The organism is Arenibacter sp. F20364 (assembly GCF_023015905.1).
Lineage (GTDB): Bacteria > Bacteroidota > Bacteroidia > Flavobacteriales > Flavobacteriaceae > Arenibacter.
Map to the genome: position 1 here is coordinate 175,449 of NZ_JALKBD010000003.1, position 20,765 is coordinate 196,213.

The following is a 20,765-nucleotide window of genomic DNA, read 5'->3' on the forward strand; positions in this document are numbered from 1 at the left end:
ATTGATGGTTCATGGATTGCTTTTTCGTAAAGCCTCCACACTACTAGTCCTAGAATTTTTGTACAATATTTTTTGGTTATATTCGTCTCATATAATTGCTATTTGCTGCTAATTTACATGAGGGTTCCAAATTCCTTTCCAACGAAGTTATTGGTTGCTTTGTTCCTAAGTAACTATCTTACCTGCCTATTGTTTTATTTAAGGCCGGAAGCATCCCATATATTATCTGCCCAAGAACATTTATTAAAATCCATTTTATTTCAGCCTATAAGTTAGCCATGAAAAATCGTCATATACTGTCATTAAATATAAATTTAAATAGCACTTTAAAATTGATTATGATAAGAAAAAAAATGACCTTCCTGTTTACGCTTTTGTTTGGATTTTTAGCCATTGTTACCGCCCAGCAAAAGGAAGCTATACTTTTAGAAAAATCCGTTCCTATTTTTGAGAACGGCGAAGCCCAAATTGTACCTGGTTTTAGCGATGAATCCAAATGGATTAGGCATGACCTATGGGTTGAAACAGAGTTTGATACTGATGGGGATGGTAAGAAAGATAGAATGCATGTGTCGGTAACCAGGCCTGGTCAAACCGAAACCGAAGACCTTAAGTTGCCTATTATCTATATAAGCAGTCCTTATTTTGCCGGAGTGGCTTCGAATTTAAAGGAGATCTTTTGGGACGTGCGTCATGAACTGGGGGCCGGTGCCGAAGAACGCCTACACCCCGAAGTAGTTAGGATTGGGGAAAGGCCCATTATTTCCAATTCCCATATTAAAACCTGGGTTCCCCGAGGTTATATCGTAGTGCACTCTTCCTCCCCGGGAACAGGGCTATCCCAAGGTTCTCCCACAGTAGGTGGCGATAATGAATCCTTGGCGCCAAAAGCAGTCATAGATTGGTTGTGCGGAAGGGCTAAAGGTTATACGGAACCCTATGGTAAAGAAAAGGTAAAGGCTTATTGGTCCACCGGAAAAGTAGGTATGACAGGGACTTCCTATAATGGCACTATACCATTGGCTGCGGCTACCACAGGAGTTCCAGGATTGGAGGCCATTATTCCGGTAGCGCCAAATACTTCCTATTATCACTACTATAGATCAAATGGTCTAGTTCGTTCTCCCGGAGGGTATTTAGGAGAAGATATAGACGTACTGTATGATTTTATACATAGTGGAGACGAGTCCAAACGGGCCTATAGCAACAGTGTTGTCAGGGATACCGAAATGAAAAATGGTATGGATAGGATTACCGGGGATTATAATGATTTCTGGGCAGGACGTGATTATTTAAATGATATGGAGCCTATGAAGGCCGCATTACTTATGGCACATGGATTTAACGACTGGAACGTAATGCCGGAACATAGCTATAGAATTTATAAGGCGGCCAAAGAGAAAGGGTTGCCCTCCCAAATTTATTATCATCAGAATGGACATGGTGGGGAACCGCCACTAACCATGATGAACAAATGGTTTACACGTTATCTACACGGGGTGCAAAACGATGTTGAGAAAGATGCCAAGGCTTGGATTGTTCGTGAAAACGATGATAAGAAAAGTCCAACTCCCTATCGGGATTATCCTAATCCAGAATCAGCTCCAGTTACTCTATACCTGGACGGTGGTGCCCCGGAGCACGGTGGATTAGGCACAGAAAAGAAGGAGGGCCAGGGCATTGAAACCTTGGTAGACAACTTTTCTTTTTCAGGAGCTACTTTGGCGAAGGCAGAGCATACCAATCATCGCTTGCTTTATACTACGCCAACCCTGAAACAAGATATTCATTTATCCGGCATCCCGAAAATCAGTATTTCTTTGGCAAGCAATAAAGCTGCCGCCAATTTATCGGTTTGGTTGGTCTCTTTGCCCTGGAATGATGGAAAGAATTCCAAAATAACGGATAATATTATAACCCGTGGTTGGGCAGACCCTCAAAACCACAAGTCCCTTACCCATAGTGAACCTTTGGTGCCTGGACAGTACTACCAGGTAACTTTTGACTTGATACCGGACGACCAGATTATCCCCAAGGGCCAACAAATTGCACTTATGATTTTCTCAAGTGACAGGGAATTTACGCTATTGCCCGATCCTGGTACGGAATTATCCGTTAAATTGGATGCAACTACTTTAACCATACCTGTTGTTGGAGGTATGGAAGCTTTTAAAAGTGCTACTGAATAAATAATTCCGCAACGTGAATTCGATATATTTATATTAAAATCAGTTGTTTATATAATACTGGTCCGGTCGATCGGCGTCGAGACCTCATTTTAAAAGCGTTACAGTTCAATAACCTCTCGATTCTGCCTGTCTGCCGCCGGGTAGGCCTGTCTGTCGACAAGGCAGGCTCGAGGAGACGGTAGCAATTTTTTAATTTACACGTAATCAATGTCTTGCACGTATTTTTATGTCGAACTCAAGTTCCGTAGGATAAGTTATCTGGACGCAGTGTGTTTGCCCAATTTGATTTTGGGGGGCATAACAGAATGTTTAACAGGACCTTTGTCTATCATTAAAAAACTCCTTTTTCCAATAAGTTAGAAAAAGGAGTTTTTTATTTCCATGGAAGTGAATTTCTTCCAATAGCCATAAATCTTGTAACTATTTGCTCAAGTACATCTTACGCCTAGAGTATAAGTTGTAGAACTCGTCGTCCTTAAGACTTTCTATAAACAGAATGCTCTCTCCCGTACTTTTCATTTCCGGACCTAAATTCTTATTTACATTAGGGAATTTATTAAAGGAAAATACAGGTTGTTTTATAGCATAACCCTCCAATTGCGGATTAAAGTTAAAATCCTTCACTTTTTTCTCGCCCAACATCACTTTGGTAGCATAATTTACATAAGGCTCTTTGTAAGCTTTTGCTATAAAAGGTACCGTTCTGGATGCTCTAGGGTTAGCCTCAATAATATAAACAATATCATCCTTGATGGCGAACTGAATATTGATCAATCCTACCGTATTCAGCGCCAAAGCAATCTTCTTGGTGTGGTCCTTTATTTGCTGCATTACAAATTCCCCCAAATTAAATGGCGGTAAGGTAGCGTTGGAATCCCCAGAGTGAATACCACATGGTTCTATATGTTCCATAATTCCGATGATGTATACATCTTCCCCATCACAAATGGCATCGGCTTCAGCTTCTATGGCTCCATCCAAATAATGGTCCAACAACAATTTATTATTTGGTATTTTCCTCAAAAGATCTACAACATGTTCCTCCAACTCTTCTTTGTTGATCACAATCTTCATTCCTTGTCCACCCAAAACATATGACGGTCTAACTAATAATGGAAAGTCCAGCTCATCGGAAAGTGCCAAGGCTTCATCAGCGGTTTCGGCCACTCCAAACTGTGGGAATGGAATGTTGTTCTCGACCAATAAATTGGAAAAACTTCCCCTATCCTCTGCCAAATCCAAAGCTTTGAAACTGGTACCAATGATTTTAATTCCGTATTTATCAAGCTTTTCTGCCAATTTAAGTGCCGTTTGGCCTCCAAGTTGAACAATTACGCCCTCAGGTTTTTCATGTCTGATAATATCGTAAATATGCTCCCAGAAAACGGGCTCGAAATAAAGCTTGTCCGAAATATCGAAATCCGTGGAAACCGTTTCCGGGTTACAGTTGATCATAATAGTCTCATAACCACATTCCGAAGCGGCCAATACCCCGTGTACACAGCAGTAATCAAATTCTATTCCCTGTCCAATTCGGTTGGGTCCCGAGCCCAATACTACAATTTTTTTCTTATCGGTTACAACACTGTCGTTCTCCACATATTTCGTACCGTCCGGAGTTTCAATTTCTGCCTCAAAAGTAGAATAGTAATAGGGAGTCATGGCTTTGAATTCCGCGGCACAAGTATCCACCAATTTATAGATCCTGTTGATATTCAAGGCAACACGTTTGTTGTATACTTCACTTTCATAGCAATCCAACATATGGGCAATTTGCCTATCGGCAAACCCTTTTTGCTTAGCTTCCAAAAGGAGGTCTTTGGTAAGTGTTTCAATATTGAATTTGGAAATTTCCTTTTCAAGTTGATTTAGTTCTTCATATTGCTTTAAAAACCACATGTCGATTTTTGTGATTTCATGGATCCTGGATAATGGAATACCCAACTGAATAGCATCATAAATTACAAAGACACGGTCCCAACTTGGGATAGTAAGTTTACTGATAATCTCATCGTAATTGGTATACCCCTTCCCGTCCGCACCAAGTCCGTTCCTTTTAATTTCCAAGGATTGGGTGGCTTTGTGCAAGGCTTCCTGAAATGATCGGCCAATGCCCATTACCTCACCTACCGATTTCATTTGAAGTCCCAAAGTTCTGTCCGAACCTTCAAATTTATCAAAATTCCAACGTGGTATTTTTACGATAACGTAATCTAAAGTTGGCTCAAATAAGGCAGAGGTCGATTTGGTAATCTGATTACTTAGTTCGTTCAAATTATATCCTATGGCCAGTTTAGCGGCAACCTTGGCAATGGGATATCCAGTAGCCTTTGAAGCCAATGCTGACGATCTGGAAACCCTTGGATTGATCTCTATGGCAATAATGTCTTCTTTTTCATCCGGACTCACTGCAAATTGCACGTTACATCCACCTGCAAAATCCCCGATACTGCGCATCATTTTAATAGCCATATCCCTCATTCTTTGGAATGTAGTATCGGACAAGGTCATGGCTGGGGCAACTGTGATGGAATCCCCTGTATGGATTCCCATAGGATCCATATTTTCAATGGTACAAATAATGACCACGTTGTCATTCTTGTCCCTTAGCAATTCCAACTCGTACTCCTTCCACCCCATAAGGGCTTTGTCTATCATGACCTCGTGAATTGGGGAAACTTCCAATCCAAGACTAAGAAGTTCGTCAAAATCCTCTGGTTTATAGACTATGGAAGCTCCGGCACCTCCAAGGGTATAGGAAGCCCTGATAACCAAAGGAAAACCAAATTCCTGGGCAATTTCCTTACCTTTAAGAAAGGAAGTGGCGGTTGCTTGGGGAGCCATGCCAATGCCAATTTTTAGCATCAGCTCACGGAATTTCTCCCTATCTTCGGTAATATTGATGGCATCAATGTCTACACCAATAATCTTTACTCCGTAATCTTCCCAAATTCCTTTAGTATCCGCTTCTATACAAAGATTTAATGCTGTTTGCCCTCCCATAGTAGGTAAAACTGCGTCTATATTAGGATGTTTTTCCAAAATCTCCCTAATGGATTTTGTAGTCAACGGTTTTAAGTAAACATGATCGGCCATGGTGGGGTCCGTCATGATGGTAGCGGGGTTACTGTTGATGAGTATCGTTTCTATACCATCCTCTCTTAAGGATCTTAAAGCCTGTGTTCCTGAATAATCGAACTCACAAGCCTGACCGATAACGATGGGTCCTGAACCAATAATTAAAATAGAATTTAGATCTTTTCTTTTGGGCATTTTACTAGGTATTTATATTTAAACAAGGGAATTGGACAAAAAAAAGGTGCTACTTCGGAAAAAGTAACACCTTGTTATTTTAAAAAAACAATTCTATCATTATTTTTTGTGCTTCAGCTCCGAGGATACAGATAATTTTTTTCTTCCTTTAGCTCTTCTTCTAGCAAGAACTTTCCTACCATTGGCAGTAGCCATACGTTCCCTAAAACCATGTTTGTTTTTTCTCTTTCTTTTTGATGGTTGAAATGTTCTTTTGCTCATCGTAGCGTATTTTTTATAGTCTCCTTAAATTTCTTTTGACAATGTTTAAATTTTGCTTCGTCGACAGCAAAATCCGGCTGCAAATATACAAAGAGTTTTTGCATTGGCAAATCTAATTAAAAAAATATTTTTTTTAGGATTGCCCACTATAAGGCCCACTGGATTTTATTACTTTTGCAACGGCTTAACCAGTATCACAATTTAACATGAAGCGCTTTATTTTTTTAATGGTTTGCATCCTATGCAATATGGGTGTTTATGCACAAACCACATTGCAATATCACTTAAAAAAGGGAGATGTTTTTAAGATCAAGCAGGATGCCGAGCAGATAATAACCCAGGAATTGGATGGTGCTACCCATGAAATCACCAACCATATTGACGGTATATTGGAATTTAAAGTGCTAGGGGAGCTCAGTAATGGCTATGAGGTGACATTGACTTTTAAGGATTTGAACCTTAAAATGAATTCCAGTATCCAAGGGGTATTAATGAATGTCAATGCAAAAGAGGTAAAGGAAGACGACATGCAATCCAAAATTTTCAATACTATATTGAATAATCCCGTGAAAATGGTTTTGGCAAAGACCGGAAATATATTAAAAGTTCAAGGTGGGGATAGTTTAGTATCCAAAATGGCAAGGGCTTCAGGCTTGGAAGATGAATTTTCTATCAATATGATGAAAAAATCCTTGGAAAATGAGTTTGGATCCGAAGCCTTGTCCAATAGTTACAAGCAAATGACATTCATTTATCCCTTGAAAAAAGTTAATATCAACGACAAATGGGAGAATACATACAATGGTAAATTAAAGACAAGCAATGTATGGACCCTTAAGAGTATTGTGGACAATAAGGCAAAGATAAGCGGCAAGGCCTCAGTGTTAATGGATATCACGGATGCCAATACCATTATGAAACTCAGCGGGACGCAAACCACATCCTTGACGGCAGATACTAATTCCGGCTTTATTAGATATATGCTGGTAGAGGGCTTAAGTTCTGGAATATCTACAATGAAACAAATGGGCGGACAAGAAATACCGACCACTATCAAATCTAAAATTACGTACGAATTAATTAACAAGTAATATGTTCAATAAAAATTTAAAACTAGTTATAGCGGCGCTTATTATAGCTTATGCGGTATATCAATTTGTAGAAGGCAATATCGGAAATGGGATTTCCTTGATTCTCCTTTCCTCTATTTTTATATTTCTATATTTTAGGAATGAAATTATTCTGTTGGCATTCCTAAGAATGCGTAAGCAAGATTTGGCTGGAACAAAAAAATGGCTCGACAAAATAAAAAATCCTGATGCTGCCCTTACCCAAAAGCAAAATGGTTACTATAATTACCTTAATGGTATAATTTTCTCACAGACCAATCTTACCCAAGCAGAAAAATTCTTTAAAAAGGCTTTGAAATTTGGTCTTAACATGGATTATGATGTGGCGATGGCCAAATTAAGTCTTGCCGGTATAGCTATGCAAAAACGTAGAAAAAGGGAAGCTACCATGCTCTTGAACGAGGCCAAGAAGTTGGACAAGCAGAATATGCTTGCGGAGCAGATCAAGATGATGCAGCAGCAATTAAAAAAAATCTAAAGTTTTTCCTTTAGTTATCACTTGATACATTCAAAATACCCTTATCGATTTAAACCGTGATTTTGAACGATCTGGATATGAAAGTCTGTATTGTACAAAATAGACAATTATAGCAGGGGAGCCCAAAGCCTACTAAAGGATTCCTTAAGCCTTCTATTGAGATTTCTATTTTTCCAACGTGCCACAGTAACTTCTTCGCAATCCTCTAGGTCTAATTGGAATTGCTTGCGCATTTGTTGGTTAATGTCCCTATTATAAATTAGGGCATTTATCTCAAAATTCATGGAGAAGCTTCGATAATCCATATTGGCAGTCCCTACACTTGAGAACATATCATCTATGACCAAGGTCTTGGCATGTATAAAACCTTTTCGGTATCTATTGATGACAATTCCGGAATTTAAACATTGCTCAATATAAGAATCGGTTGCATATTGGGCTGCCCAGGAATCTGATTCATGGGGCAATATTATCCTAACCTCCACCCCACTCCTTGCAGCGGTGGTTAAAGCGGTCAATATAGCGGAATTTGGAATAAAGTAGGGGGTTGTTATCAATATACTTTCCCTAGCGGAATTAATGGCACAAAACATGGCTTCCATTATATTTGCCCAATCGCTGTCGGGCCCACTTGCCGCAATTTGCACTGCTACCGGCTTTGGGGGAGCGGCCTTTGGTTTGGGAAGAAGAATTTCCTCGATTTCCATATTATCCTTGGCCACGAAATTCCAGCTTAGGATAAATGCGGATTGAAGGCCACCTACCGCCCCACCAATGATGCGTAAATGTGTATCCCTCCAATATCTGTCATTGTCAAAGGTATTGTCATATTTCTGATCCAGGTTAATTCCTCCAACATAGCCAATATCTCCATCAATTACAACTATCTTTCTATGATCCCTATAGTTGAGTTTACTAGTGGAATTTGAGAATAAAACGGGCATAAAGGCGTAGTGAAGGACCCCACTGTCCGTAAGTTTCTTTTTGTATTCATTGGCAATGTTGCTACCAACATCATCATAGATCAACTTTACGCTAACCCCTTCCTTAGCTTTCTTGCACAGAATTTCAATAATTTCACTCCCTAACCCCTTGTCGAACAGTACAAAATACTCTAAATGTATATGATGTTTAGCCTTGGCGAGGTCTTGTCTTAAATATTTAAATTTCTCCTCACCATTTATAAGGATGTCCACTTGGTTGTCAAAAGCAAGTACCGCATTTTCGTTGGTGCGCATTAGGCGATAGATCTTGAATATACCTTCTCCAAACTCCTCCTTTAAATCTTCCCTTACCTCTACGTTAAGACTAAAGTTTTTACGCCATTTTTTTAGTCGATCGTGGTCCGCGATATACTTTTTTTCAAAAATTTTATCCTTTCTGTAGTCCTGTCCAAAAAAATAATAGACCAAAAGTCCAATAAAAGGTAAGGTTGCCAAAACAAATATATATGACAAGGTCTTAACCGGATTTCTATTTTTTAGAACGATTAAGACCGAGAATATAATGGCCAACAAATAATTAATTCCCAAAAGTAAAGACCAAACATTATCTTTTAGGAAAGACACCATCTATTTGGAAATCTTGTAGTATCCTTTATTTGGAATTTCTATGGTGTACTTCTTCCTGGAAGAATTATTCAAATGTGGCTCCCTCAACCATGGGTTGTGCCTTTTCAATATTTTGTAGTTAATTTCATATAGGTTGGCAAAATCGGCAAAATTGCTCACCGGCTCATCAATTTCCACATTAAAGGTGGGAACGGCAGTATACATGTCCTCCTTTTCAAGATGAAAACCATATTTCTCAGGATCGGACAATATCTCCTTGATCGCCAAAATTCTAAATACATAACGCCCTGTTTCCTCTCCTAAAAGAAGGTCATAGTAGCCATCAGCTTTTTGTATGCCCATATACTTTTTTATTCCTCCAGCTCCCGCATTGTATGCTGCTGCGGCCAAGGTCCAACTGCCAAATTTATCTTTGGATCTCTTTAGGTATCTACAGGCTACTTCGGTCGATTTTTCAACGTGATATCTTTCATCCACATTGCTATTGATTTCAAGGCCATATTCCCTACCAGTGGCACTCATTATCTGCCAAAAACCAGTGGCCCCTGCGGGAGAAACTACGTTTTGAAGCCCACTTTCAGCCAAGGCCAAGTATTTAAAATCGTCCGGAATTCCATTTTTGGCCAAGATCGGCTCAATAATAGGAAAAAATTTATTGGCCCTTTTCATCAGTAATAGGGCATTGGACTGCCAATAGGTATTTACCAAAAACTCACGATCTACACGCTCCATAATTTCAGGATCGTCAAAAGGAACCGGCTCTCCGGCGAAGTTTAAATCTTCTGGAATCTCAATGGCCGTGATGCGATAGCCCACTTCCTCCCCATCATTTGTTTCAGGTTCGGGATTTTCTGTCATCATGGCCGTATCCTTATACTGACTTTGCACAGCAAATATCAAGGTGCTTCCCACGAAAAAAACTCCCAAAATCATTAAAATATTCTTTATAACCTTCATGCGTTCAATTTTTTTAAATTCCTAAATTTTCTTAGTTGTCTTATCACCTTGGGTAGGCGGTTTCACCTCTCTGGTAGTCCATGCCATTCACCCATTTCTTATTCAAATATATTAAATAGAACTGCCTTATTGCAAAATAATTGTAGGTAAGTGTTCATTAAACCATTTTGATCGGTGAATAATCATCGTATGGGTCCCATTTTTCACAGTGATGCAATCTTTTATATGTCCAATGGGAAAAACTGGATCTTTTTCACCGTGTATATGAATTACATTTTCCCTGTGCCGGGTTTGTTTCCAATTTACTATGGAATCTATAGACCAATCCAAGTAATATTTATCGCGGACGGACAAATATTGCTCATAAAGTGCAAGACGTTTGGGGACAGTTTCGCCAAAGGCGTATTTTGCCAGTAACTCCATATTATTTACCAAGCCGGTGGGCAATAGCTTATGCACTTTGGTGTACTTGGCAAATATCATTCTCTTTGGCAGTTCTGAATTACTCTTGACGCTTGAAATAATAATAACCTTTCGTACTTTAATATATTTTGCCATCTCCTGAACTAAAATTCCCCCAAAGGAAACCCCAATTAGGACAGCATCCTCGTGTTTAACGAGTCTGGACATTTTTAAGGCATAATCCTCCAAACTAATATTCTTTTCAGGAACCACCCAATCCAAAAAGTGAGTTTCAAAAGTCGCTACAGGTAAGTTTATACGGGCAAAAATGGAAGGATTGGCTGCCATACCTGGCATGAAATAAACATGTATTTTCTTCTGGACCGTTCGGGTTTTTAGCATACTATTTTAATAGGATAATAACTTTTTTTTCATTAACTTTGTTTTCTTGGCTTTTTCGTCCCTGCTTATGTGTTTACTTAGTTTATGAGCCTAGATTGTAATATGAGAACGTTATGATCCAAAATTAGTCATTATTTAAAATCAAACTATATGAATGAAGTAGAAATTAAGGACAATGGTTTCTTGAGACAATTCGAAGCCAGGGTTGACGGCCACTTGGCTAAAATCGAATATTCTTCTCAAGAACGAAAAGTTTTTTTGACCAAACTTGTTATTCCTGAGGAAATAACAAAGGAAGATTTTAAAGAGGAGTTCATTAAAAGTGTTTTGAGCCATATCCAAGAACAAAATTTAAGAGTTGTGCCTACTAGCCCTCAGATAGCAGGTTTCTTGAGAAAAAATCGACAATACAAAGAAATGCTACCCGTCGGCATAAGAATATAATCACCAATAAAAAACCTCTCATAACCGAGAGGTTTTTTATTATTCCAATATTGTCTATTCCTGATTTGGCCTATCAACATAGCCTCTACCAATGCTGGGTTCGCCTAGGCCGATACAGCACTACCTATTTCTACCCCTCTTACCATTCCGTCATCATCAATTTCCGTAAGTCTTATCTCCTGTAATGTATTTACCAAGTTGGGATTCCATGGTGCCTTGACCTTTACGTAATTCTCTGTAAATCCATGGATATAGCCTTCCTTGTTCTCGGCTTCGTACAATACAGTTCTGGTAGAACCCAATTGCCCTTCATAGAAGGCCCTTCTTTTTTTAACGGAAAGTCCCCTTAACATCTTACTTCTCTTATTCCTGACTTTTTTGGGTACAACACTGTCTAATTCCGTCGCCTTGGTATTATCCCTTTCAGAATAGGTAAATACATGCAGATAGGAAATATCAAGTTCATTCAAGAAATTGTAGGTCTGCAAAAAGTGTTCTTCGGTCTCCCCGGGAAATCCTACTATGACATCTACCCCAATACAGGCGTGGGGCATAACCTCTTTAATTCTATTTATGCGATCAACATATAAATTGGTCAAATATCTTCTGCTCATCAATTTTAGGATAGCATCACTACCACTTTGAAGAGGAATATGGAAATGTGGGACAAATGAACTGCTTTGCGCCACAAAATCTATGGTTTCATTTTTTAATAAATTGGGTTCAATGGAAGAAATGCGCAAACGGTGGATTCCCTCTACCCTATCCAAAGCTTTTACCAGATCCAAAAAAGTATGCTCATGTTTTTTATTCCCAAATTCACCTTTACCGTAATCTCCAATATTAACTCCTGTAAGCACAATTTCCTTAATGCCTTTTGATGATATTTCGGCGGCATTATTTAGAACATTCTGAAGGGTATCACTTCTAGATATCCCCCTGGCCAAGGGAATAGTACAATAAGTGCATTTATAATCACAACCATCCTGTACCTTTAAAAAAGCCCTGGTGCGATCGCCAATGGCATAACTGCCTACATAAAAATCGGCTTCTTCTATTTCGCAGGAATGTACCTGGCCAAAATCGTTTTTGGAAAGGTCATTGACGTAATCTGCAATCTTAAATTTTTCGGTGGCCCCCAGAACAAGATCAACTCCGTCTACCGCCGCCAAATCCTTTGGTTTAAGCTGGGCATAGCATCCTATAGCGGCCACAAAGGCGTTTGGATTGCTTTTTTGAGCTTGCTTAACGATCGATTTAAATCGCTTATCGGCATTTTCCGTAACCGAACAGGTATTGATGACATACATATCCGCATTTTCGGAAAAATCTACACGCTCAAAGCCTTCCTCAACCAAATCCCTAGCTATGGTTGAAGTTTCCGAAAAATTGAGCTTGCAGCCCAAGGTATAGAAAGCGACCTTTTTCTTCATCATTGTTCTACTTAGACCGAATACAATTCGGTTTCTTATACATTAATCCAAAACGTTTGCAAATATACCAATAATTGGGAACCCATAAGGTAAACCCAAGGGTTTGGTTAATTTATTAGGTAGAAGTTACTCCTTACGCCATCGTTTGGTTTCCTCAAAAACGTGGTTCAATATCTTGGCATCCATTTCATTGAATTCCACTCCCCTACGCGCCATCATAACCTTAGCAGCTTCAAAAGCCTTTTGGGGTTGGTATGTAGTGAAACCGGAAGCACCTCCCCAACTAAAACTGGGAACAAAATTCCTAGGGAATCCGGGGACGTAAATATTACAGTTTACACCTATAACCGTTCCGGTATTAAACATGGTATTAATGGCAGTTTTGCTATGGTCGCCCATCATTAAGCCGCAAAACTGAAGTCCGGTCTGTTCAAATTTCTCCGTATCATAATTCCATAAACGCACCTTTGCGTAATTATTCTTTAAATTGGAATTATTGGAATCGGCCCCAATATTACACCATTCCCCGAGTACTGAATTACCGAGATAACCTTCATGGCCCTTACTGGAGTATCCTATTAAAACAGAATTACTAATTTCACCACAGACTTTGCTATAAGGTCCAACAGTAGTAGGTCCATAGATTCTCGCACCCATTTTCACTACCGCCTTTTCGCACAAGGCAAAACCTCCCCTAATAAGGTTGCCTTCCCATACTTCGGAATTCTTACCGAGATAGATTGGGCCCTCCGAGGCGTTTAATATACTGTACTCAACGCTGGCACCTTCCTCCAAGAAAATATTTTCGGGGTTTACCAAACTATTGGTCTTGGAGATGGGAGCACTTTTTCTGCCCTTGGTCAACAGCTCAAAATCTGCCTGCATTGCTTCTCCATTCTTGGAGAAAATATCCCAAGTATTTTCAATTCTCAATACGGAACCTTCAAATTCAATATGGGTGTAGGTTGAAAAATCGACCTCTTCCTGAGTCTCTTTTGTATAAAAGGCTATAACCTCGTCCCCGTAGAATACGGCTTCATTTTCGTTTAAATTTGATACCAAGTCTACTAAGCCTTCATTGGGTAAAAAGGACGCATTTATAAGTATATTCTCTTCCATTTCCACCATTGGAAATCTTTCGGAAAGATAATCCTCCGTTATTGTGGTAATGGTGTTACCAAGGTAATTTTCCCACTTTTCCCTTATGGTCAGAATTCCGATCCTAATATCTGCAACTGGTCTTGTAAAAGTAAACGGCAACAAGGCCCTTCTTACTGTACCGTCAAAAAGAATATAGTTCATACAACAAAATTAAAACAAAAAAAGTCACGCAGTTGCGTGACTTAATAACTCTTTTGTAAAGAAAATATTATTTTTTGAACTTCTGGTATTTGCTCTTAAATTTATCGATACGACCTGCAGTATCCAAAAATTTAGCTTTACCAGTGTAGAACGGATGTGAAGTTCTTGAAATTTCCAATTTAACCAATGGGTATTCAACTCCATCAACATCTAAAGTTTCTTTGGTATCGGCTGTGGATTTAGTGATAAAAACCTCTTCATTGGACATGTCCTTAAAGGCTACCAATCTATAATTCCCTGGATGTATATCTTTTTTCATTGTAAAAACGTTTGTTCCTGCTTAATTTCGAGGTGCAAATTTAAATATTTTTCTGAAAAGAACAACTTAAAATCTTAAAAAAGGAAAAATAAAAATAACCTACCTTTAATTGTAACAAAATTAAGTTTTAAACTACTAACCGTAAAAACCATTAATTAAATCAATCAACATGGAAGAAACCAAACCAAAAACAGGAAAATACGCCTTGACTTATGGACTTATCCTTGGAGCCATAAGTGTAGTATTTATTTTGATGTTATATTCGTTGGATATGCATTATCAAGGAGGTCCCATGGTAATGGGTGTTAGTCTCTTGATTACCATAGCAATGATCATTATCGGAATGATGCAATTTAAAAAAGACAACAATGGTTTCATGACCTTTGGGGAAGGTCTAAAAATTGGTGTAGGTATTGGCCTGATCGCTGGTATCATTGGCATCATCTTCAATCAGATCCTGGCGGGCGTTATAGACCCTGAAATGATGAACAAGGCCATGGAGTACCAAAAAGGCATGCTTATGGAGACAACAAAAATGACTCCAGATCAAATTGATGCCCAAATGGAAATGGGCAAAAAATTCACAACACCCTCCTGGCAAATTATTTTTGGGCTTATTTATAGTATTGTGGCGAGCCTTTTATTGTCACTTATTCCAGCTTTAATTTTAAAAAAGAAAGAAACTATTCAGTAATTTGTACTTTTGAAAAGATTTTCCATTAGTACCGAATGAATATATCTATTATAATTCCCTTACTCAACGAAGAAGAATCGTTGACCGAACTACATGATTGGATTGTACGCGTAATGCAATCCAATCATTTTTTATATGAAATACTTTTTATCGATGATGGAAGTACCGATGATTCTTGGGACATTATCACCTCATTGGCCAAGTCCAATCCCAATGTCAAAGGAATACGCTTCTTAAAGAATTTTGGTAAATCACAGGCCCTTCATGCCGGTTTTAAGGCAGCAAAGGGCGATGTGGTAATAACAATGGATGCAGACTTACAGGACAACCCTGAAGAGATTCCGGATTTATATCAAATGATCGATCAGGAAGGGTTTGATCTTATTTCTGGCTGGAAGAAAAAGAGATATGACTCCATTCTTAGTAAAAATCTACCCTCCAAATTATTTAATTGGGCCGCCCGAAAGACTTCTGGGGTCCGGTTGCACGATTTTAATTGCGGCTTAAAGGCCTATAAAAAAGAAGTTGTAAAAACAATTGAAGTTTCCGGAGAAATGCACCGCTATATTCCCGTTTTGGCCAAAAGTGCCGGATTCCATAAAATAGATGAAAAAGTAGTACAGCACCAGGCCAGAAAATACGGCAAGACCAAGTTTGGTATGGACCGATTTATTAATGGCTTTTTGGATCTGATTACCATTTGGTTTGTTTCCAAATTTGGAAAAAGGCCCATGCACCTTTTTGGGGCTTTGGGTGTACTAATGTTTACTATAGGTTTTGGATTTGCACTTTATTTAGGTATAGACAAGGTCTTTATCAACCCCTTTGGTCGACTCATCACAGAACGGCCACAATTCTATATTGCACTAACTGCCATGGTAATAGGTACGCAACTCTTTCTTGCTGGCTTTTTAGGGGAAATAATGGTAAGATCGAGAAAGAATGAAACCCGTTACAATATCTCGGAAGAAATAAATCTTACCGAAAAATAAATAAATATTCTTCGTATTTTTAAGAACATATAACACCAAACAACTATGGAAGCCATACTGAAAAATGCTAAAAATTGGTTAACCGATTTTTTCGACGATAAGACCAAAAATGAAATTCAAAAGTTGATAGACAGCAATACTGAAGAGCTAAAAGACCGCTTTTACAAGAACCTAGAATTTGGAACTGGAGGGATGCGCGGGATTATGGGTGCCGGTACCAATAGAATCAATAAATACACCTTGGGAAAAAGTACACAAGGTCTTAGTAATTATCTCAATCAAGTATATAATAAGGAACAGGTTAAAGTGGTCATCGCCTATGACTGTAGGCACAATAGTGATACTTTGGCCAGGACAGTGGCTCAAGTTTTTGCTGCCAATGGTATTAAAGTGTTCCTTTTTTCCGAGTTGCGCACTACCCCAGAACTATCCTTTGCCGTAAAGTACCTGAACTGCCACGCCGGAATCGTTTTAACGGCTTCACATAATCCGCCGGAATACAATGGATACAAAGTGTATTGGACCGATGGTGGACAAATAGTACCACCACAGGACGGTGCCATTGTAAGCGAAATAAATAGCCTTGACTTTGAAGACATCAAATTCAATGCAGATGAAAGCCTAATAGAATTAATAGACCAAAAGGTGGATGAAGCCTTTATTGAGGCATCCGTTAAAAACGGCAACTTCAATGCCAAGGGCAAGGACGATTTTAAAATTGTCTTTACCTCCCTTCATGGAACTTCAATTACGGCAATCCCTGAGGTACTCAAAAGGGCCGGATATAAAAATGTGACCATTATTGAGGAACAGGCCAAACCAGATGGTAATTTCCCGACGGTAGTATCGCCAAACCCTGAAGAGCCCGAAGCCCTATCCATGGCCATTAAAAAGGCAGAGGAAATTGGCGCTGATATGGTAATTGGTACCGATCCGGATAGCGACCGCCTTGGTGTAGCCGTTCGTAATCTTGAGGGAGAAATGGAAATCCTGAACGGTAACCAGACGATGATCATGATGACCAAGTTTTTGTTGGACCAAAGGAAGAAAAAAGGAATTACAGGAAAAGAATTTATAGCTTCCACCATTGTTTCTACACCTATGATGGACTCACTGGCCAAGGCCTATGGTGTGGAATGCAAGACAGCGTTGACAGGTTTTAAATGGATTGCCAAAATGATCAAGGATTTCCCTGAACAGCCCTTTATCGGTGGTGGCGAGGAGAGTTTTGGTTTTATGGTCGGAGATTTTGTACGCGATAAGGATGCGGTAACCTCTACTCTACTGGCATGTGAAATTGGTGCCAACGCCAAAGCAAATGGCAGTTCGTTCTACAAGGATTTAATAGACTGTTATGTGGACTATGGCTTTTTCAAAGAAAAACTGATTTCCCTAACCAAAAAAGGAATGTCCGGAGCGGAAGAAATTAAGCAGATGATGATAGATTTTAAGGATAATCCTGTCGACACCATCGATGGCTCCAAAGTGGTTACAGTGGAAGATTACAATACGGCAACCTCTAAGAATGTCCTAACAGGAAAAATAACTCCTATAGACATTCCAAAATCCAATGTATTGATATACATTACCGAGGATGGCACCAAAATGGCCGCCAGACCTAGTGGTACGGAGCCAAAGATCAAATTCTATTTTAGCATCAACACCGCATTGAAGAATGCAGCCGATTATAAAAAAGTAGATGCCGAGTTGGATGCTAAGATTGCAAGAATCCTTAAAGAACTGAACATAGGTTAATGGAATATTTTAAAAAAATTCTTCGCTTTGCGAAACCCTACCGTAAATACGGATTTTTAAACATTTTTTTTAATATTCTATACGCCCTTTTCAGTGCACTTTCCTTTGCTGCCTTAATTCCAATGCTTGACGTGCTTTTTAAGCCGGAAAAAAAGATTTTGGTTGAACCGGTATATGAAGGTATGGGTCAGTTAAAGGATTATTTACAGGACTATATTAATTATCGGGTAAATGCATATTCCGGTGATGACGAAATGAAAGGTTTGATCCTGGTCATTGGCCTGGTATTGATCCTATTCCTTTTAAAGAATTTCTTTAATTACCTGGCCATGTATTTTATTACCTTTTTAAGAAATGGGGTACTAAAAGACATAAGAAATAAGATGTACGCCAAAATAGTGGATTTGCCAATTTCCTATTATTCGGAGAAGAGAAAGGGCGATGTTATCGCCCGTATTACTTCGGATGTATTGGAGATTCAACATTCCTTTCTATCTATATTGGAACTCATTGTCAGGGAGCCTTTAACCATATTGTTTACCATAGTAATCATGTTCGGGATAAGTACAAAACTTACCCTATTCGTGTTTATTTTTATCCCCATAGCGGGAATGATCATTTCAAGGATCGGAAAATCCCTGAAAAAGAAATCGGATCGGGTTCAACGGGAACAAGGTCAATTTTTATCCATTGTAGAGGAGACCTTGGGAGGATTGAGGGTTATCAAGGCCTTTAATTCAGAATCTAGATTCTATAAAACCTTTACCACTTCCACCAACAGGTTTTTCAACTTCTCCAACAAATTGTTGAACAGACAAAACCTTGCTTCCCCTACTGGAGAATTTTTAGGGATATTGGTCATTGGAGTACTGCTTTGGTTTGGTGGAAAAATGGTCTTGATAGATAAAACTCTGGATGCATCCTCTTTTATTGCCTATATGGGTCTTGCATACAACATTCTAACCCCTGCCAAGGCTATAAGCAAGGCATCATTTGGGGTTAAAAAGGGTAATTCCGCAGCGGAACGGGTATTGGAAATATTGGAAACTGATAATCCCATTGTAGAAAAGAACAATGCCATTTCAAAATCCACTTTTGATCAGGGAATAGAAATTAAAAACGTTTCCTTCAAATATGAAGATGAATTCGTTTTGAAGAATTTTAATCTAAAAGTTGATAAGGGTCAGACCGTGGCCTTGGTAGGTCAATCCGGCAGTGGAAAAAGTACTATCGCCAACTTGATGACACGCTTTTATGATGTAAACGAAGGTGAAATAACCATTGATGGTTTGGATATTAAGGATTTTACCAAAAAATCGCTTCGCAATTTGATGGGACTAGTTACCCAAGATTCCATTTTGTTCAATGATACCGTTAAAAACAACATAGGACTAGGCAAGGATAATGCTACAGAAGAGGAAATAATTGCCGCTGCCAAAATAGCCAATGCCCATGATTTTATCTCTGAGCTTCCCCTTGGTTATGATACCAATATTGGAGACAGTGGAAATAAATTGAGCGGCGGACAAAAACAACGCCTGTCCATCGCCAGGGCCGTACTAAAAAATCCACCCATAATGATTCTGGATGAAGCTACCTCTGCCTTGGACACCGAAAGCGAAAGATTGGTACAGGATGCCTTGGAAAAAATGATGCAGAACAGGACTTCGATAGTTATTGCCCATAGGCTTTCCACCATACAAAATGCCAATACTATAGTGGTTTTACAAAAAGGTGAGATTGTGGAGCAGGGCTCCCATTCACAGCTAATGGGGAAAGACGGCGTTTATAAGAAGTTGGTGACCATGCAGTCTTTCTAAAGCTTTATCGTGACACCTGTTGCTCCAAAATTTGATTCTGTATCGTCCTGAATTTAAGCACATCCAAGTACTCAAGGGCTTCCTTGTTGTCATAATCCAAATGTGACTTTGAGGCCCATTCAATGGCCTTTTTCAAATCCCCATTGATTTCGTTCATAACCGCCAAATTATAACAGGCCCTACCTGCAATTTTTGGATTGGAATTGTCCAATTCCTTTTCCCAAAGTTGGGATGCTCCCTGCCAATCCCCGTTTTCCAAAAGATTGTCCGCCAAATCCAGGTTGTTGCTACCACGTGCAAAATATAACCTTTCTACACTGTGTTCATAGGGTAATAATCGCAGACCATAATTGCTGCCTGTGGTCATGCTCTGTTCCACTAAGGTATCTTTTCTTCCCTCTATGGCCCTATAGGCCTCCATGGGATTAGTGCCTTTACCTATGGAGACTATATGATCATTGAAAACAAATTCGTCAATGATTTCATTGCTATTTGGGTAATATATCTTCCAACCATTTTCTATAAGCGTTTCCAAGGTAATCTCTTGGGCAGGCACCTTGACCTTTACTCGCATTAGATTAGGTTGCAACATAGATGTTTTCTTAAGGGACACAGTTGTTTCAGCATCAAAAAAGGACATTGAGAAAATGGCATCCACATCGTAGGTGTCGCAAATTTGTTCAATCTGTTCCCAAGAAATTGAATCGTTTCCAGCATCAAAATTCAATAACTCCTGAGGTACGGAATCGAGCATTTTAATAGTTTTGAATCGGCTATCCTTTAACAGCTCGTTGAACAATCCAGTTAGTGCAGCATCCCTGCCCTGCTCAGAAAGCCATTGCTCTTCGGCAGCCACCATTCTATTAAGGCCTGTTTCATGTCCTTCCACATTTGGAAGTACACTCCTATTGATGATGCCTATCCTTTTAATTTTTTGGGAAATAAGTACAGGTGAAGGCTCCATCGTTTGAAGAACTATTTCTTTGGTAGGACTGCACCCTATCATTGAAAACAGAAAACCAAACATAAAGAAATGTGTACAAAACTTGCTCATGCCTTGTAAATTAAATTCAATCGAAAAAAAGACTAGACGTAATATCATAACCTTTGTAAAACTCATTTTATAGGTAAAATATTGTCCTTTTTTTCCAAAAACATGGAATTTGGACCCTTATTTCATTCTTTTTGACGCAATCCCTTCTTTTATTAATGGCCTTTCTTGTGGTATTGGAAGGGTGTAGGAACAGTATTGAACTTGGAAAAACACCCACTAAACCTAAAAGAGTCCAATTCCCATTTTATGGAAGCTGAACTCTTTTCTTTCGTTGATTTATTCCTAAAAT

17 protein-coding genes are annotated in these 20,765 nt (G+C 39.0%); 8 read left to right on the forward strand and 9 right to left on the reverse strand.

What is annotated here, in order from left to right:
- Positions 1–338: 338 nt before the first annotated feature.
- A complete protein-coding gene (locus MWU84_RS03405) occupies positions 339–2,189 on the forward strand; it encodes a Xaa-Pro dipeptidyl-peptidase (RefSeq protein ID WP_246898262.1) in 1,851 nt (616 codons plus the stop codon).
- Positions 2,190–2,609: 420 nt separating this feature from the next.
- Here the strand turns inward: MWU84_RS03405 and carB are convergent, their stop codons facing one another.
- Together carB and rpmH are read right to left on the reverse strand one after the other, a co-directional pair.
- Entirely contained in the window at positions 2,610–5,462 is a 2,853-nt protein-coding gene (gene carB, locus MWU84_RS03410; protein WP_246898270.1) for a carbamoyl-phosphate synthase large subunit, read from the reverse strand.
- Positions 5,463–5,561: 99 nt separating this feature from the next.
- The gene (rpmH, locus tag MWU84_RS03415) at positions 5,562–5,723 is read right to left on the reverse strand and encodes a 50S ribosomal protein L34 (protein ID WP_026809253.1); all 162 of its coding nucleotides are present in this window, start codon (positions 5,721–5,723) and stop codon (positions 5,562–5,564) included.
- A gap of 206 nt (positions 5,724–5,929) precedes the next feature.
- On the opposite strand from rpmH, the gene MWU84_RS03420 reads away from it, so the two are divergent.
- Together MWU84_RS03420 and MWU84_RS03425 are read left to right on the forward strand one after the other, a co-directional pair.
- Positions 5,930–6,814: a DUF6263 family protein gene (locus MWU84_RS03420; protein WP_246898273.1), complete on the forward strand. Its 885-nt coding sequence runs from the start codon at positions 5,930–5,932 to the stop codon at positions 6,812–6,814.
- 1 nt (position 6,815) lies between these two features.
- Complete coding sequence (locus tag MWU84_RS03425; RefSeq protein ID WP_246898276.1) at positions 6,816–7,331, forward strand: DUF2892 domain-containing protein; 516 nt, start codon at positions 6,816–6,818, stop codon at positions 7,329–7,331.
- 107 nt (positions 7,332–7,438) lie between these two features.
- On the opposite strand, the gene cls is transcribed toward MWU84_RS03425, so the two are convergent.
- The 3 genes from cls to MWU84_RS03440 form a co-directional block, all read right to left on the reverse strand.
- Positions 7,439–8,902: a cardiolipin synthase gene (cls, locus tag MWU84_RS03430; RefSeq protein ID WP_246898280.1), complete on the reverse strand. Its 1,464-nt coding sequence runs from the start codon at positions 8,900–8,902 to the stop codon at positions 7,439–7,441.
- A complete protein-coding gene (locus MWU84_RS03435) occupies positions 8,903–9,859 on the reverse strand; it encodes a lytic transglycosylase domain-containing protein (protein WP_246898283.1) in 957 nt (318 codons plus the stop codon).
- Between the two features lie 126 nt (positions 9,860–9,985).
- Positions 9,986–10,663, reverse strand: coding sequence for an alpha/beta hydrolase (locus tag MWU84_RS03440; protein ID WP_246898285.1), 678 nt, complete (start codon positions 10,661–10,663; stop codon positions 9,986–9,988).
- A 150-nt stretch (positions 10,664–10,813) separates the two neighbouring features.
- On the opposite strand from MWU84_RS03440, the gene MWU84_RS03445 reads away from it, so the two are divergent.
- The gene (locus MWU84_RS03445; RefSeq protein WP_246898286.1) at positions 10,814–11,107 is read left to right on the forward strand and encodes a GNAT family N-acetyltransferase; all 294 of its coding nucleotides are present in this window, start codon (positions 10,814–10,816) and stop codon (positions 11,105–11,107) included.
- 104 nt (positions 11,108–11,211) lie between these two features.
- Here MWU84_RS03445 and mtaB read toward each other — a convergent pair whose 3' ends face one another.
- From mtaB to MWU84_RS03460, 3 genes are all read right to left on the reverse strand, one after another.
- The gene (mtaB, locus tag MWU84_RS03450; RefSeq protein WP_246898493.1) at positions 11,212–12,540 is read right to left on the reverse strand and encodes a tRNA (N(6)-L-threonylcarbamoyladenosine(37)-C(2))-methylthiotransferase MtaB; all 1,329 of its coding nucleotides are present in this window, start codon (positions 12,538–12,540) and stop codon (positions 11,212–11,214) included.
- Between the two features lie 126 nt (positions 12,541–12,666).
- The gene (locus MWU84_RS03455) at positions 12,667–13,842 is read right to left on the reverse strand and encodes a GlmU family protein (RefSeq protein WP_246898288.1); all 1,176 of its coding nucleotides are present in this window, start codon (positions 13,840–13,842) and stop codon (positions 12,667–12,669) included.
- 67 nt (positions 13,843–13,909) lie between these two features.
- Positions 13,910–14,161: a type B 50S ribosomal protein L31 gene (locus MWU84_RS03460; protein WP_246898290.1), complete on the reverse strand. Its 252-nt coding sequence runs from the start codon at positions 14,159–14,161 to the stop codon at positions 13,910–13,912.
- A 169-nt stretch (positions 14,162–14,330) separates the two neighbouring features.
- Here MWU84_RS03460 and MWU84_RS03465 point away from each other — a divergent pair, with 169 nt between their 5' ends.
- Genes MWU84_RS03465 through MWU84_RS03480 form a run of 4 tightly spaced genes read left to right on the forward strand, consistent with a single transcriptional unit; the run spans position 14,331 to position 19,422 of the window.
- Complete coding sequence (locus MWU84_RS03465) at positions 14,331–14,855, forward strand: DUF4199 domain-containing protein (protein ID WP_246898293.1); 525 nt, start codon at positions 14,331–14,333, stop codon at positions 14,853–14,855.
- A gap of 35 nt (positions 14,856–14,890) precedes the next feature.
- Positions 14,891–15,847 carry a glycosyltransferase family 2 protein gene (locus tag MWU84_RS03470; RefSeq protein WP_246898295.1) on the forward strand — a complete coding sequence of 319 codons (957 nt, stop codon included), beginning with the start codon at positions 14,891–14,893 and terminating at the stop codon, positions 15,845–15,847.
- Between the two features lie 45 nt (positions 15,848–15,892).
- Complete coding sequence (locus MWU84_RS03475) at positions 15,893–17,602, forward strand: phospho-sugar mutase (RefSeq protein WP_246898296.1); 1,710 nt, start codon at positions 15,893–15,895, stop codon at positions 17,600–17,602.
- Entirely contained in the window at positions 17,602–19,422 is a 1,821-nt protein-coding gene (locus MWU84_RS03480) for an ABC transporter ATP-binding protein (RefSeq protein ID WP_246898297.1), read from the forward strand. The genes MWU84_RS03475 and MWU84_RS03480 overlap by 1 nt, the downstream gene beginning before the upstream one ends.
- A 4-nt stretch (positions 19,423–19,426) precedes the next feature.
- On the opposite strand, the gene MWU84_RS03485 is transcribed toward MWU84_RS03480, so the two are convergent.
- Positions 19,427–20,476 carry a DUF6340 family protein gene (locus MWU84_RS03485; RefSeq protein WP_246898299.1) on the reverse strand — a complete coding sequence of 350 codons (1,050 nt, stop codon included), beginning with the start codon at positions 20,474–20,476 and terminating at the stop codon, positions 19,427–19,429.
- Positions 20,477–20,765: the final 289 nt, after the last annotated feature.

What these genes read in the sequence shown, in the direction of transcription:
- MWU84_RS03465 (WP_246898293.1), top strand. Translation starts at nt 14,331, where the DNA reads ATGGAAGAAACCAAACCAAAAACAGGAAAATACGCCTTGACTTATGGA.
- MWU84_RS03440 (WP_246898285.1), bottom strand. Translation starts at nt 10,663, where the DNA reads ATGCTAAAAACCCGAACGGTCCAGAAGAAAATACATGTTTATTTCATG.
- cls (WP_246898280.1), bottom strand. Translation starts at nt 8,902, where the DNA reads ATGGTGTCTTTCCTAAAAGATAATGTTTGGTCTTTACTTTTGGGAATT.
- MWU84_RS03475 (WP_246898296.1), top strand. Translation starts at nt 15,893, where the DNA reads ATGGAAGCCATACTGAAAAATGCTAAAAATTGGTTAACCGATTTTTTC.
- MWU84_RS03470 (WP_246898295.1), top strand. Translation starts at nt 14,891, where the DNA reads ATGAATATATCTATTATAATTCCCTTACTCAACGAAGAAGAATCGTTG.
- rpmH (WP_026809253.1), bottom strand. Translation starts at nt 5,723, where the DNA reads ATGAGCAAAAGAACATTTCAACCATCAAAAAGAAAGAGAAAAAACAAA.
- MWU84_RS03445 (WP_246898286.1), top strand. Translation starts at nt 10,814, where the DNA reads ATGAATGAAGTAGAAATTAAGGACAATGGTTTCTTGAGACAATTCGAA.
- MWU84_RS03425 (WP_246898276.1), top strand. Translation starts at nt 6,816, where the DNA reads ATGTTCAATAAAAATTTAAAACTAGTTATAGCGGCGCTTATTATAGCT.
- MWU84_RS03460 (WP_246898290.1), bottom strand. Translation starts at nt 14,161, where the DNA reads ATGAAAAAAGATATACATCCAGGGAATTATAGATTGGTAGCCTTTAAG.
- MWU84_RS03485 (WP_246898299.1), bottom strand. Translation starts at nt 20,476, where the DNA reads ATGAGCAAGTTTTGTACACATTTCTTTATGTTTGGTTTTCTGTTTTCA.
- mtaB (WP_246898493.1), bottom strand. Translation starts at nt 12,540, where the DNA reads ATGAAGAAAAAGGTCGCTTTCTATACCTTGGGCTGCAAGCTCAATTTT.
- MWU84_RS03405 (WP_246898262.1), top strand. Translation starts at nt 339, where the DNA reads ATGATAAGAAAAAAAATGACCTTCCTGTTTACGCTTTTGTTTGGATTT.
- MWU84_RS03480 (WP_246898297.1), top strand. Translation starts at nt 17,602, where the DNA reads ATGGAATATTTTAAAAAAATTCTTCGCTTTGCGAAACCCTACCGTAAA.
- MWU84_RS03420 (WP_246898273.1), top strand. Translation starts at nt 5,930, where the DNA reads ATGAAGCGCTTTATTTTTTTAATGGTTTGCATCCTATGCAATATGGGT.
- carB (WP_246898270.1), bottom strand. Translation starts at nt 5,462, where the DNA reads ATGCCCAAAAGAAAAGATCTAAATTCTATTTTAATTATTGGTTCAGGA.
- MWU84_RS03455 (WP_246898288.1), bottom strand. Translation starts at nt 13,842, where the DNA reads ATGAACTATATTCTTTTTGACGGTACAGTAAGAAGGGCCTTGTTGCCG.
- MWU84_RS03435 (WP_246898283.1), bottom strand. Translation starts at nt 9,859, where the DNA reads ATGAAGGTTATAAAGAATATTTTAATGATTTTGGGAGTTTTTTTCGTG.